We start from the raw sequence: 14,963 nt of genomic DNA, 5'->3' as shown, positions 1-14,963 counted from the left end.
CGTATGGATTTTAACAACAAGAAAAATTATTTATTCAATCTCGGTGCAGTCATTATATTTTTTGTCATCTTGAAGCTTTTGATGAACGGGAATGTGATAAACCGATATTATCAGGGAATAATCGTATTCATATGCATCAACATCATCGTTGCAGGAAGTCTGAATTTGACACTTGGATTTTTAGGCCAGCTGGCTTTGGGACACGCCGGGTTCATGGCTGTAGGTGCTTACTCATCGGCACTGCTTTCTATTTATTTAAGGAGTCTCGAATTACCGGTGATCATGCATTTGGGAACAGCCTTGTTGTTTGGAGGGTTGATTTCAGGTATTATAGGTTATTTGATTGGTTTGCCGGCCTTGAGATTGAGAGGAGACTACCTTGCCATAATAACTCTGGGTTTTGGAGAGATTATTCGGGTCGTCATAAACAATCTAAAATTCACGGGAGGAGCCCAAGGACTTTCAGGAATACCGAAAATTGCAAATTTCACTAATGCTTATTGGATAGCAGTTGTTGTCTTGGCTTTTTTATATGCTTTGATCAGGTCGAGACATGGAAGAGCTATCATATCTATAAGGGAGGATGAGATAGCTGCTGAAGCTGTTGGTATCGATACAGTTAAATACAAGGCTTTGGGCTTTACCATCTCGGCTTTTTTTGCCGGTATAGGAGGCGGACTATTCGCCCATTATATGGCTTACCTTGATCCGTCGATTTTTAACTTTATGAAATCCGTTGAGATAGTAGTCATAGTTGTTCTGGGTGGAATGGGAAGTCTCACGGGAACCATTCTTGCATCCGCAGTCTTGACATCTTTGCCTGAACTGTTGAGAAATTTTTCTGAGTACAGACTTTTGATCTATTCGTTTGTATTGGTTGTAATGATGATTTTCAGGCCACAGGGCATATTTGGAACGGCTGAATTTTCATTGAAGAATTTAATGTCATCACCTAAAGGATTTATGAAAAAAATGAAGAGAGACGCTTCAGGGGACGATTTGAATGGAGGTGGCAAATAGATGGCGCTATTGGAAGTTAATGGCTTGACGATTAAATTTGGAGGTTTGACAGCAGTTGACGGGTTTAACATTAATATCGAACAAAATGAGCTGGTAGGCTTGATCGGACCAAATGGTGCAGGCAAAACCACCGTCTTCAACATGCTCACTGGGGTATATCTGCCGACTGAAGGTACTATAAATCTCGATGGGAAAAGTGTGGTAGGCAAAAAACCCTACGACATCGTCGAAATGGGCGCTGCGAGAACTTTCCAGAATATAAGACTTTTCAAAGAATTGACAGTTGAGGATAATGTAAAGATTGCATATCATAATCAAATGAACTACAATTTGATGCAGGGTTTGTTCAGGCTTCCGGCATTTTGGAAAGAAGAAAGCGTGGCCAAGGAAAATGCAATGGATCTACTGGACATATTCGATATGAAAATGTATGCTAATACTTTGGCAAAAAATCTGCCCTATGGAAAACAAAGAAAGCTTGAAATTGCCAGAGCATTGGCAACAAAACCAAAAATCCTCATGTTGGATGAACCTGCGGCAGGTATGAATCCGTATGAGACCAAGGAATTGATGGAAACTATACACTTCATAAGGGATAAGTTCGGCATCGCAATATTACTTATTGAACACGATATGAGCCTTGTTATGGGCATATGTGAAAAAATTACGGTTATAGACTATGGCAAAATCATAGCGAGAGGCGTTCCGGAAGAAATTAAATCCGACCCTAATGTCATAAAGGCGTACCTGGGAGAATAGGAGGAAAAGATGCTTCAAGTACAGAATATCGATGTGTATTACGGAAAAATCCATGCTATCAAGAATATAAGCTTCGAAGTTAAAAAAGGAGAAATCGTTACTTTGATAGGAGCTAACGGAGCAGGAAAAACAACCATACTTAAGACTTTGTCAAAAGTTTTAAAGCCGGCAAACGGATCTATAATTCTTAAGGGCAATGATATAAAAGGCATTCAACCGCATGATATGATAAAAATGGGCATGGCTCATGCACCTGAAGGCAGAAGGATATTCTCTCAAATGACGGTTTTGGAAAACCTTGAAATGGGAGCTTTCATAAGAAAAGACTCCAAAGATGAACAGCAAAAAGACATGGAAACGGTATTTCGCCGATTTCCACGACTTAAAGAGAGAAAAAACCAGATAGCAGGTACCCTTAGTGGCGGAGAACAGCAGATGCTGGCGATAGGTCGCGCATTGATGTCCAAACCGGAAATATTGCTTATGGATGAACCCTCAATGGGCTTGGCACCTATTTTGGTTGATGAGATCTTCAACATTATCGAAGATATCAACAAAGCTGGAACTACTATACTTCTGGTAGAGCAGAACGCTAATAGAGCACTTCAAATAGCGAATAGGGCATATGTTCTGGAAACGGGCAAAATAGTTACTTCGGGAGATGCCAAGGAACTGATGAACAAGGAAGAAATAAGAAAAGCTTATCTGGGTGGATAGGGTCGTCATTTGACGACCCTAATTTTATGGGAGAAAAATGTAACTGATTTCAAGCAAAAAATATTTGTAATAATCCGTCAATAGCAGTATAATATCATGAAAATGAAATATTCTGAAAATTCAAAATAAGGTGAGGTGTGCTATGAATTACAATAATTTGCCAAAGAAGCAGGGTCTCTACGACCCTTTATTTGAGCATGATGCGTGTGGGATGGGATTTGTAGTCAACATCAAGGGAGAAAGATCCCACGATATAATTGACGATGCCATGACTGTATTGGAAAACCTGAATCACAGAGGAGCCAGTGGGGCAGATGAAAACACCGGTGATGGTGCAGGAATTATGGTGCAAATACCTCACGACTTTTTTAAGAGAGAGTGTGAAGTTTTGGGTTTCGACCTTCCTAAAGAAGGTGATTATGGCGTGGGTATGATATTTGCCCACCGTTATGATGATTTCAGGAAGACTCAAATCGAAATTTTTGAAAAAATCGTCAAAGAAGAAGGACAGGAAATCCTGGGTTGGAGAGAAGTTCCCATAGACAAGACTAGAGTCGGGGATGGAGCCAGAGCAGTCATGCCCAGATTCATTCAAGTTTTTATCAAGAAAGATGAAAGCATTGATGATTCATTGGAATTTGAAAGAAAGCTTTATGTGATTAGGAAAAGGGCCGAGAAAACCATCGTCCCAATGTGTGATGAAATGGGTGGAACTTTTTATGTTGCCAGCTTGTCGTCAAAAACCATAGTTTACAAGGGTATGTTGACTGCTTCACAACTTCGAAGATTTTACCTGGATTTGTCTGATTTAGATTTTGTTTCAGCACTTGCCATGGTTCATTCAAGATTCAGTACCAATACATTTCCAAGCTGGGAGAGGGCTCATCCAAACCGATACATCGTTCATAATGGAGAGATAAATACCATCAGAGGTAATGTGAACTGGATGAAAGCCAGACAAAAATGTATAGATTCATCCCATTTTGAAGAAATTGACAAGGTCTTTCCAATAGTCGATGAAACGGGCAGTGACTCTTCTATGTTCGACAACAGCCTTGAATTCATGTATTTGACTGGTAGATCTCTACCCCATGCGGTTATGATGATGATTCCCGAACCCTGGGAGAAGAACAACATGATGACCAAGGAGAAAAGAGACTTTTACGAATTCAATAATTTTTTAATGGAACCCTGGGACGGTCCTGCGGCCATGGGATTCAGCGATGGTACGGTAATAGGTGGTGTCTTGGATAGAAACGGGTTAAGACCTTCAAGATATTACGTGACCAAAGATGACAAGGTGATACTGGCATCAGAAGTCGGGGTCCTTGAAATCAAACCCGAAAATGTTAAATATAAAGGAAGGCTGGAACCGGGTAAGATGCTTTTGATCGACACCCAGGCGAAAAGAATAATTTCAGATGAAGAAATAAAGAAAAACGTGGCTTTATTGCATCCATACGAACAATTGATAAAAGAACACATAAGCGACCTGAAGGATTTGCCGGTTGAAGTTGAAAAGGAAACATCGATCAGAGAAGATCTCATTCAGCAACAAAAGGCATTTGGATATACATTTGAAGATATTTTAAAAAATATTCTACCCATGGCCACAGAAGGTACAGATCCGATTGGATCCATGGGAATGGATTCGCCCTTGGCAGTGTTGTCCGAAAAACCACAAATGTTGTATCTCTACTTCAAACAGTTGTTTGCTCAGGTTACAAATCCACCCATCGACGGAATTAGAGAAGAAATAGTCACATCAAGCAGCATCCTTCTGGGAGCTACAGGGAATCTGCTAAATCCTAAAGACGAGACAACCAACTGTATTTTTCTTGAGCACCCAATACTAACCAATGAACAATTAAACACCATCAAGAAGCTGAACACCAATAGAATGAAGTCAGTTACCATATCCATGCTCTATAATCCTTATGGTGGGGAGAAAGCCTTGGAGAGAGCTTTGGATAGAATTTTTAAGCAGGCGGACAAGGCTATTGAGGATGGAGCAAATATCCTTATACTATCAGATAGAGGTGTGAATGAAAAACTGGCGGGTATACCTGCTTTGCTGGCATCTTCTGGACTTCATCATCACCTTATAAGGCGTGAGATCAGAACCAGAGTAGGTATCGTTCTAGAATCAGGAGAACCGCGGGAAGTACATCATTTCTGTACTTTGCTGGGCTACGGCGTAACTGCCATTAATCCTTACATGGCTTACGAAACTATTGCAGATTTATGGAAAAAAGATCTTTTGGAAGGTAAAACTTTGCAGGAAGGCAAGGACAATTTTATTAAAGCCTCAGTTAAAGGAATTCTTAAAGTGCTTACCAAAATGGGAATTTCAACCGTCAGAAGTTATCACGGTGCACAAATTTTCGAAGCGATAGGCTTAAAGCGGGATTTGGTGGATAGATACTTTACAATGACACCTTCCAGATTAGAGGGAATCGGACTGAAGGAAATAGCTGTGGAAAATCAGATGCGACACGAGAGTGCGTATTCAGATAACTACATGTACAAGGATACTTTAGAGGTAGGCGGATATTTCCAATGCAAGGACGATGGCGAGATACATCTTTATAATCCTGAAACTGTTTATATGCTTCAGAAGGCATGTAGAGAAGGAGATTATGATTTATATAAGGCATATTCTCAGAAAATCAACAATGAAGAGATCTATACTCTCCGACATTTACTTGACTTTAATTTCAGACAGGGAGATGCCATACCCATCGAGGAAGTGGAATCAGTAGACTCAATAGTCAAAAGGTTCAAAACCGGCGCCATGTCTTACGGTTCAATAAGCAAAGAGGCTCACGAGTGTCTGGCCATAGCCATGAACAGGCTTGGGGGGAAAAGCAACACCGGTGAAGGTGGTGAGGATCCTGAAAGATTCAAAATCATGGAAAATGGAGACACCAAATGCAGTGCCATAAAACAGGTTGCTTCAGGAAGATTTGGTGTTACAAGCAGTTACCTTGTTAATGCACAGGAAATTCAGATAAAGATGGCTCAGGGAGCTAAACCTGGCGAGGGTGGACAATTGCCGGGGAGAAAGGTTTATCCTTCAATAGCCAAAACCAGGCATTCCACTCCAGGGGTGGGATTGATTTCTCCGCCGCCTCATCACGATATTTATTCAATCGAGGATTTGGCGGAATTGATACACGATTTAAAGAATGCAAACAGAAATGCTCGAATCAATGTCAAACTGGTTTCGGAAGTAGGAGTTGGTACGATTGCAGCCGGAGTTGCGAAAGGAAAGGCGGATGTCATTCTTATAAGCGGTTACGACGGTGGAACAGGGGCATCACCAAGAACGAGTATAAGAAATACAGGACTGCCTTGGGAACTTGGTTTGGCGGAAACCCACCAAACACTTCTATTAAACAGGTTGAGAGATAGAGTGGTTCTTGAAACGGACGGAAAGCTCTTGTCAGGAAGAGATGTTATCGTAGCAGCAATGCTTGGTGCCGAAGAATTCGGTTTTGCGACGACCCCGCTAATTGTTTTAGGTTGTATAATGATGAGAGTTTGCAACCTGAACACTTGTCCAGTGGGGGTGGCAACACAAGATGAAAATCTGAGAAAAAACTTTACCGGGAAACCGGAATATGTTGAAAATTTCATGAGATTCATAGCCCAGGAAATGCGCGAGATTATGGCAAAGTTAGGGTTTAGAAGAATAATAGACGTAGTTGGACGATCGGACAGATTGCGACCTAAGGACAATGTGGATCACTGGAAAGCGGGCAGGCTCGACTTGTCTTCACTGTTATATCAACCTTTTGTAGAAAGTGATACCGGCAGATTCAATCTTCAGGAACAAAATCATAATCTGGAAGAATCCATGGATATGCAGAAATTGCTCAGAATGTGTAAACCAGCTCTGGAAAATCGAAAATCCATCAGGGCGAAATTAAAGATCAATAATACAAATAGGGTGGTAGGTACAGTCATCGGTAGCGAAATCACCAAAAGATTCGGTGAGGCAGGCTTGCCCGAAGATACAATAAAAGTAGGATTTGTAGGTTCTGCAGGACAGAGTTTTGGAGCATTTATACCAAAAGGAATGACTTTGGAACTGGAGGGAGACGCAAATGACTATATAGGAAAGGGATTGTCAGGTGGAAAGATAATAGTCTATCCCCACAAAAATTCCGATTTTGCTCCCGAGGACAACATATTGATAGGAAACGTAGCTTTCTATGGTGCAACTGAAGGATCTGCTTATATCAACGGAATAGCCGGTGAAAGATTTTGTGTCAGAAATAGTGGTATGAACGCTGTTGTTGAAGGCGTGGGAGATCATGGATGCGAATATATGACCGGTGGAAAAGTTGTGATCCTAGGTAAAACCGGAAGAAACTTTGGAGCAGGAATGTCTGGTGGAATAGCCTACGTAATGGATCTGGATGAAACTTATTGCAACAAGGCCATGATCAATCTTGAAAAAATCGACTCTTCGGAGGAACTCGAAGACTTAAAATCCATGATAGAAAAGCATGTGGAATGTACGGACAGTCCGCTGGGAGAAAAGGTTTTAAAAGATTGGGGAAGTTACAGCGCCAGATTCACCAAAGTCATTCCCGTAGATTACAAGCGAATGCTTGTAAATATCGAAAAAGCTCACAATGCTGGTATGACAGGTGATGAAGCTGTAATGGTCGCTTTTGAAGAAATTTACAAGAATGTTTCCAATACAAGCGGAAAATAGGAGGGTGAATGATGGGAAAAGCAACAGGATTTTTAGAATATCAAAGAAGTGAATCCAAAAAAAGACCTCCTGAGGAACGAATAAAGGATTGGAATGAATACAAAGTGTCATTGTCCAAGGATGAAATGAGAATCCAGGGAGCCAGATGCATGGACTGTGGAATACCGTTTTGTCATGGAGGAGTTCTATTGGCAGGAATGGCCTCTGGTTGCCCGGTCAGAAATCTGATTCCTGAATGGAACGATTTAGTATATAGAGGTCAATGGTCTGAAGCATATAAAAGATTAGTTAGAACAAATCCATTTCCTGAATTTACTTCCCGGGTATGTCCAGCTCCATGTGAAGGTTCGTGCACAGAGGGATATCAGATGGAGTCTGTGACTATTAGCAATATTGAATATGAGATAATTGAGACTGCATTTGCCGAGGGTTGGGTAAAACCGATAAAACCCAAACGTTCTGGCAAGAAGGTTGCAGTAGTAGGCTCAGGACCTTCCGGATTATCTACTGCTTATTATTTGAATGCTGCGGGGCACAATGTAACTGTCTTTGAACGAAGTGACAGGCCTGGAGGACTTCTCATGTATGGGATACCGAACATGAAACTCGAAAAGCGTTTTGTGGACAGGAGAATCGCTGTCTTAAGGGACTCGGGAATTGAATTTGTATTGAATACAGAAATAGGAGTGGATATTTCTGCCGAAAAAATTCTAAATGACTTTGATGCTGTAGTATTGTGCATTGGAGCTACCAAACCAAGGGGTCTAAACGTACCGGGAAAAGATTTGAAAGGTGTTCACTTTGCAGTAGACTTTTTAAGCAGAAATACAAAGAGTCTTTTGGATTCAGATCTTGGCGACGGAAAGTACGTTAGTGCGAAAGGCAAAGATGTGATAATTATCGGTGGCGGAGATACGGGTACGGATTGTGTAGGAACGTCTATTAGACATGGTTGCAAGAGCGTAGTGCAGTTTGAAATCATGCCTGAGCCCCCTGAATCAAGGCAGGAAGAATCTAATCCATGGCCTGAGTGGCCTAAGAAGCTTAAAGTCGATTATGGCCAGGAAGAGGCGATAAGCCTTTATGGAGGGGACCCAAGGAAATATCTGATAAATACCAAAAAACTCATAGGAAATGAAAAAAACGAAATAAAAGAATTACACACTGTACAGGTTGAATGGATCAAAGATGAAAGCGGGCGAATGATTCCCAGAGAAGTTCCCGGATCAGAAAAGGTCTGGAAAGCAGACTTGGTCTTGCTGGCAATGGGATTTTTAGGCCCGGAGGATACTATTATGGATCAATTGAACATAGAAAGAGACCAAAGAACCAACATTGCCGCAGAGTATGAAATTTTTGAAACGAATGAAGAAAAAGTTTTTGCTGCAGGAGATGCTAGAAGAGGCCAGAGTTTAATAGTCTGGGCGATTCAGGAGGGTAAGCTGGCAGCAAGAGAAGTAGACATATTCCTCAGCGGAAAAAGCAATATAAAATAATAGAAGAACCGTGGCTGACAATTGTCAGCCACGGTTCTTTTTATTAAGTTCTGTAAAGTCTAAAATTTTCCTTTAGAGCTATGTTGATATCTTCCTTGAATATTTTATAAGATTTTTCGATTATATCGTCCACCACGTCTTTTGTCATATCCATTTCCTTGTACATGACCCTGATCTTATAAGCGATCAAATCATCAAGTTCCATATCGAAGTAACCTTGCACGTACTTCTCTACTAGACCCATGGAGGCTGCAGAAGAAACTACACGGATAAGTTTGATTTCATTGGCGGTAAAACCCAGACGGTATTTGTTGTTATGCAACTTGTAGAAGAATTCAACTACTCTGGTATTTTCGTCGATCAGTACGTTGGCTCGGCATATTTCGTAATAAAATCTTTTATAGTTATCATCGCTTAAAAGAAGGGACATGTATACCCAGTTTTCTACTGCTGTTGCATATTTAAGTTCGTAAGGAATATTTTTCTCTACAAGAATTTTTTGAACCATATCTTTAACATCGATCAAAAAATACGTATAAATGATGGACGCTATTCTATTCTTGTTTTTAAAGTAATATGGAATCAAGCCTACATTGACTCCTGCATCATCGCATATTGCCTTGCATGACGTTTTTTCGTAACCGTTTTGATAAAATAGTTTTTTGCTTGAGTTGATGATCTTTTGTTTTGTTTCCATCCCTTTTTTGTATTGAGCCATCGTATTTCCCCCGTATTTTAATTAGTGCACTAATCGAATATAAGATTATTTGATTTTAGAACATTGACATGCTTTACAATTTGTAATAAAATTTAGACGTCGCAATATTATATACATATAACAAAATAGAAAATTATATAAACAATTATATATGAAATATTTATATATGTAAAGAAAGGTGAAAAATTAAACAAGGAGGATCACATGAAAAAATCTAAGTTAGTCGGTTTAATTTTAGCAGCAATGATTTTAGTGGGTATGAATTTAATGCCTGCTACGGAGGGACTTTCGATAGCAGGTCGAAACACACTGGGGATTTTGCTTACAGTAATAATACTTTTGATAACCGAACCGATACCCATTGGTGTGACTTGCTTACTCAGCATACCATTATTGGTTATTTTCAAATCGGTTGAATCGGTACCTGCTGCTTTGTCGGGGTTCACCAATCCCATAGTATTTTTTGTATTGGCGTCATTTGGAATTTCGAGGGCCCTGACTAAAGTACCGTTGTCAAACAGATTGTTAAAAACTCTGATAAAGGCTTTTGGAAAAAATGTAAAAAGGGTACTGTTAGCTTTGATGATAACTACTGCAGTGGTATCATCGGTAATTTCCAACGTTGCAGCTACAGCAGTATTTATCAGCATAGTACTGGGCTTCCTGCAAATTTATCAGAAGGAAGAAGATAGAAGAAAGACTGGGAAGACATTTATGATTGCTCTTCCGGTAGCTGGAATGATCGGTGGGATGATGACACCTGCGGGATCTTCCCTAAATCTTATGACTCTCAGTTTTCTGGAAGATTTGACTGGAACAACAGTAACTTTTCTTCAGTGGATGATCATAGGGATCCCCATAGTTGCTGTGGTGTTGCCATTTGCATGGAAACTTATGTTGAAGATATATCCAGTGGTGGAAATACCCAGAGAAGACATCTTAGATTACATCAATTCACTTGATGTGCCTGAAAAAATGGATTCAAAAGAAAAATACGTTTTATTTCTTATGACAGTCATGTTTATATTTTGGGTTATGGGTTCATGGTTCCCGGTTTTCAATATAACGGTGGTATCGCTTGTAGGATTTGCACTATTATTTATACCCGGCTTTGAAATACTGTCCTGGGATGAATTTATTGCAAGTGTAAGTTGGCCTGCTTTTTTCCTTGTAGGCAGCGTTATCACAATTGGTTCCGGTTTAATATCAAATGGGGTAAGTCAGTGGCTTGTAGCTAATTTCTTTCCACAGACACTGGATCTGCCTGTAGTGGGAATAGGGATTGTAGTGGGTTTAATAGTTTTTGTCATGCTGATAATCGTGCCAGTAGCACCAGCATTGATACCGTTATTGTCAGCACCTTTGGTAGGTTTGGCTATAAACATAGGAATCTCACCTGTATTTCCAATGATGGTTTTGGGCCTTACGGTTGCGAATTGTTACCTGCTTCCTCTGGATACCGTTCCGCTGCTCACCTACATGACCGGCTATTATAAAATGCAGGATATGCCAAAAGTGACTGCAATCATTCAAGTTTTTGTTGCCATTATAGTAGCAGCTTGGGTACCGGTGGCCTTGAGTTTACTGGGAATTGGCTAATTAAGTTGAAAATACGTAATTATTTTCAATAAAATCTTGACAAAACTGACTTCCAGTAATATTATAGATATATAATATTCAGAAGAAAATTCTTTGCAGAATGGTTACGATTTCATGTGTGTTTACCACGATTATGAAGGGGTATAAAAATCCCGTCATATAAATTTAATTTAGAGAAGGAGAGAAAAAGATGAATCAAGAAAAAGCTTTAAGCAAATCGGTCATTAATCTCTACGGATTGCCATCATTCGGTTTCCAAGTTATGGTTAACATGGAAGTATTTTTCTTCGCAGCGTTTTTGACTGACTTTGCATTGATTCCAGCAGCCTTGGCAGGAACGGTTTTGATGATCACCAGTATATTTGATATTATTTGGGTTCCTACTGCCGGAGCAATTTTGGAAAAGAGCAACATGAGATGGGGAAGATACAGATCATGGTTGCTGGTTGGACCACCTTTTGCAGGTCTATTCTTCATTTTGCAGTTTACAAAGAGCAGCAGCAATGCTACTATGACAGCACTGTTGATTTCAATTGGATTCATAGTAAGTCACTTGGTATGGAATATTTTCTATGCAGCCCATATAGCGATGAACAACTCTATGACTACTGTTCGTGAAGAAAGAATTTCCATGTCTTCCAACAGAGGAATGTTCAATGCTTTGGGAGCTATATCGTTTTCATATTTTGGAACAAAGTTGATAAATGCATTGGGAGCGTCAACAACTCCAGCCATGGGATATACTTTGACTACTGTTATTGGTGTATCATTCATGATCGTTACATATTACGCGCTGTTCTTCCTCACTAAAGATTACGGATTCCACGGTTTGGCTAAGCCAGGCGGAAAAGCAGCTGAGAAAATGACTGTTGGTGAAATGTTCAAGAACATTGTAATAAATCCTCCATTGATCGGCTTGATGCTTGCTGAATTGGGAAGATACCTGGGTAGATTCATCATCTTTGGTTTGGCTTTCTACTACTTTAAATATGTTATAGAAAACCTTGCAGGATTGGCGATTTTCTTTACGGGACTTAATGTAGTAACATTTGTTGGAGCTCTTTTGGCGAATCCTTTGGCTAAAAAGTTCGGAGAAAAAGCTACTTACATGATTTCTCTTTCATTGTTCATTGCGGCATTATTAATGGTTTGGGCTCTTCCAATGAGCTACAATACATTCCTTGTTGTAATGTTCGTTGGTTATCTTGGATACGGAATGCCTGATGCTTTAGGCCCTGCGATGTACGGTTTGACTGCTGACTACGGCGAGTGGAAAACAGGCAAAAATGCCAGAGGTTTCATAATGTCATTGATCAGTATGCCTATCAAAACTGCAATTTTCGTAAGAAGCGTAATCATCACAGTTATTCTTACTTCTGCCGGATACGTAGCAGATATGGCACCAACAGAGCAACTGATAAACGGAATCAAAAACGGTATCGCTTTGTATCCATCAATATTTATAGGATTTGGCTTGATTGTAATCTTCTTCTTATATAAGATTACTCCTGAGAGACATGCTGAAATGCAGGCTGAGATAGCTGCCAGAAAGAAATCTTAATAAGTAACATATTTTTAGTTGACAATTTTTCGTATAAGAGTTATGATTGTTAACAATAAAAGTAAATAAAGACAAAGAGGTCTGTAAGTTGATTGCAGACCTCTTTTTGTTTTTAAGACGATGGAGTCTTGTATGCGATGCATATAAGACTCCATTTAATTTTAAGGAGGGAAGAAAATGTCTGATATGTTGACCAAGATTGAAATCATCACAAAAAACAGCAAGTTGGAGGATCTAAAAGAAGCGTTGAACTCCATAGGAATAACGGGAATGACCGTAACGCAGGTTCTGGGATGTGGCATGCAAAAGGGAAAAACCGAATTCTACAGGGGCAATGAGTACAAAATCGATTTACTACCAAAAGTTAAAGTCGAAGTTGTAGTATCGGTAGTGCCGGTTTCCGAAGTAGTTAGAGTAACTAAAGAAGCTTTGGGATCTACAGAAATAGGTTCCGGCAAGATATTCATTTACGAAATTCAAAATGCAATCAGAATTCGAACAGGGGAAGAAGGTGTAGCTGCGTTAAATTAAAAAAGCATCCCCTAGCCTTGAAAAGAGGAATGCTTTAACCATCTTGCAGGATGGTTTGTCAAACAAAGAAATTATATCATAAGATCTAATAAAAATAAACTTGGGTAAAATGGAGGGATAATAATGGAATTAGCATATTCTTTAGATACAGTATGGGTTTTATTGGGTGCAGTCCTGGTGTTCTTTATGCAGGCAGGATTTGCAATGGTTGAGACTGGGTTTACAAGAGCAAAGAATGCGGGAAATATTATTATGAAAAACATAATGGACTTTGCGGTCGGGTCTGTTGTGTATTGGGTTTTTGGATTTGGCATTATGTTTGGAGATTCTCTGATGGGGATAATAGGGAAACCTGATTTTTTCGTGGGAGGCAGTTATGATTTCGGAGTACCAACATTTGCGTTTTTAATATTTCAAACTGTATTTTGTGCGACAGCAGCAACGATAGTATCAGGAGCTATGGCAGAGAGAACAAAATTCATTTCTTACCTGTCTTACAGTTTTTTTATATCTTTAGTGATCTACCCTGTTGTAGGGCATTGGATTTGGGGGGGCGGATTTTTATCCAAACTTGGATTTATAGATTTTGCCGGATCAACAGTCGTTCATTCAGTAGGAGGTTGGGCAGCTTTGGTCGGAGCCAAGATTATTGGACCGAGAATTGGTAAATATACAAAAGAAGGTAAAGCCAAAGTGATTCCTGGTCATAGCATAACTCTTGGAGCATTGGGAGTATTCATTTTGTGGTTTGGTTGGTTTGGATTTAATCCGGGTTCACAATTGGCAGCTTCAGGAATTGAAAACGCAGAGGCCATTTCATCTATATTTATAACTACAAACCTGGCAGCGGCAATGGGTGCAATAATGGCGATGGCGGTAACATGGATCAAATATGGAAAACCTGACGTCAGCATGACATTGAACGGAGCATTGGCAGGACTGGTGGCAATAACAGCTGGAACTGCGGCAGTATCACCATTTGGAGCAGCGATAATAGGCACGATTGCAGGTATTGTAATAGTTTTGGCTGTTGAGTTTGTTGACCACGTATTAAAAATAGACGATCCCGTAGGTGCAATAAGTGTTCATGGTGTATGTGGAGCCATGGGAACCATCTTGGTTGGATTATTTGCCACAGAAGGTGGGTTGTTGTACGGAGGAGGCTTCAAACTACTTGGAATTCAAGCAATAGGTGTTGTTTCCGTTGCCGTTTGGACCATGGTAACAGCCTTTATATTGTTTAAAACGATCGATAAAATAGTTGGATTGAGAGTAACTCCGGAAGAAGAACTCGAAGGACTAGATTTTACTGAACACGGTATGGAAAGTTATGCGGATTTTCAACTTAAGACTATAGTAAGCGAATAAAAAAAAGACCTTGAGGTCTTTTTTTTTATTCAATAGTTAAAAGTTTTATTTTTGTAATTCCTTCTGTTTTTTTAAGGGAATCTATAAGCTGGTCCATGGAAATATTCATTTCAAGTATGTCCAAAGTTATGTTTACGATGGCATGATTGTTGATGGGTATATCCTGGTTGATCGTAAGTATGTTTGCTTCAACATCCGCAAGAGTATTCAAAAGGTGTGATAGAACACCCTTCTTGTGCTCAAGTACAAAACTTAAAGTAGCTTTTCTTCCGAAATGAGTTGATGGTGAAAAAATATAGTCTTTGTACTTATAATATGTACTTCTGCTGATTCCAACAGCTTTTACAGCTTCACTTATATTCTCTTTTTTACCCGTTTCAACCAAATTTCTTGCCTCTATGACTTTATCGAAATATTCAGGTAAAATTTCTTTGCTTACAATTAGATATTTAGTTAGCATTTTCCACA

At 39.7% G+C, this 14,963-nt stretch carries 11 protein-coding genes; 9 read left to right on the top strand and 2 right to left on the bottom strand.

What is annotated here, in order from left to right; translation table 11 throughout:
* Positions 1-3 precede the first annotated feature (3 nt).
* From IWB18_RS07910 to IWB18_RS07890, 5 genes are all read left to right on the top strand, one after another.
* Positions 4-1,020, top strand: a complete 1,017-nt coding sequence (locus IWB18_RS07910; protein WP_195683085.1) for a branched-chain amino acid ABC transporter permease — start codon at positions 4-6, stop codon at positions 1,018-1,020.
* A complete protein-coding gene (locus IWB18_RS07905; RefSeq protein ID WP_195683084.1) occupies positions 1,021-1,779 on the top strand; it encodes an ABC transporter ATP-binding protein in 759 nt (252 codons plus the stop codon).
* A 9-nt stretch (positions 1,780-1,788) separates the two neighbouring features.
* Complete coding sequence (locus tag IWB18_RS07900; protein ID WP_195683083.1) at positions 1,789-2,496, top strand: ABC transporter ATP-binding protein; 708 nt, start codon at positions 1,789-1,791, stop codon at positions 2,494-2,496.
* A gap of 142 nt (positions 2,497-2,638) precedes the next feature.
* A complete protein-coding gene (gene gltB, locus IWB18_RS07895; protein ID WP_195683082.1) occupies positions 2,639-7,222 on the top strand; it encodes a glutamate synthase large subunit in 4,584 nt (1,527 codons plus the stop codon).
* Positions 7,223-7,233: 11 nt separating this feature from the next.
* Entirely contained in the window at positions 7,234-8,718 is a 1,485-nt protein-coding gene (locus IWB18_RS07890) for a glutamate synthase subunit beta (RefSeq protein ID WP_195683081.1), read from the top strand.
* Positions 8,719-8,761: 43 nt separating this feature from the next.
* Here the strand turns inward: IWB18_RS07890 and IWB18_RS07885 are convergent, their stop codons facing one another.
* Positions 8,762-9,436, bottom strand: a complete 675-nt coding sequence (locus tag IWB18_RS07885; protein WP_195683080.1) for a TetR/AcrR family transcriptional regulator — start codon at positions 9,434-9,436, stop codon at positions 8,762-8,764.
* 204 nt (positions 9,437-9,640) lie between these two features.
* Here IWB18_RS07885 and IWB18_RS07880 point away from each other — a divergent pair, with 204 nt between their 5' ends.
* The 4 genes from IWB18_RS07880 to IWB18_RS07865 all read left to right on the top strand — a co-directional run bounded on the left by IWB18_RS07880 (position 9,641) and on the right by IWB18_RS07865 (position 14,495).
* On the top strand, positions 9,641-11,035 hold the full coding sequence (locus tag IWB18_RS07880; RefSeq protein WP_195683079.1) for an SLC13 family permease: 1,395 nt from the start codon (positions 9,641-9,643) through the stop codon (positions 11,033-11,035).
* A gap of 190 nt (positions 11,036-11,225) precedes the next feature.
* A complete protein-coding gene (locus tag IWB18_RS07875; RefSeq protein WP_195683078.1) occupies positions 11,226-12,596 on the top strand; it encodes an MFS transporter in 1,371 nt (456 codons plus the stop codon).
* A 177-nt stretch (positions 12,597-12,773) separates the two neighbouring features.
* On the top strand, positions 12,774-13,127 hold the full coding sequence (locus IWB18_RS07870; protein WP_195683077.1) for a P-II family nitrogen regulator: 354 nt from the start codon (positions 12,774-12,776) through the stop codon (positions 13,125-13,127).
* Between the two features lie 123 nt (positions 13,128-13,250).
* On the top strand, positions 13,251-14,495 hold the full coding sequence (locus IWB18_RS07865; RefSeq protein WP_195683076.1) for an ammonium transporter: 1,245 nt from the start codon (positions 13,251-13,253) through the stop codon (positions 14,493-14,495).
* Between the two features lie 25 nt (positions 14,496-14,520).
* On the opposite strand, the gene IWB18_RS07860 is transcribed toward IWB18_RS07865, so the two are convergent.
* Complete coding sequence (locus IWB18_RS07860; protein WP_195683075.1) at positions 14,521-14,955, bottom strand: ACT domain-containing protein; 435 nt, start codon at positions 14,953-14,955, stop codon at positions 14,521-14,523.
* Positions 14,956-14,963: the final 8 nt, after the last annotated feature.

Source organism: Alkalibacter mobilis, assembly GCF_015594845.1.
In the GTDB taxonomy this organism is placed as follows: domain Bacteria; phylum Bacillota; class Clostridia; order Eubacteriales; family Alkalibacteraceae; genus Alkalibacter; species Alkalibacter mobilis.
Note: the sequence above shows the minus strand (reverse complement) of the source record. Positions and strands in the feature narration are given on the sequence as shown.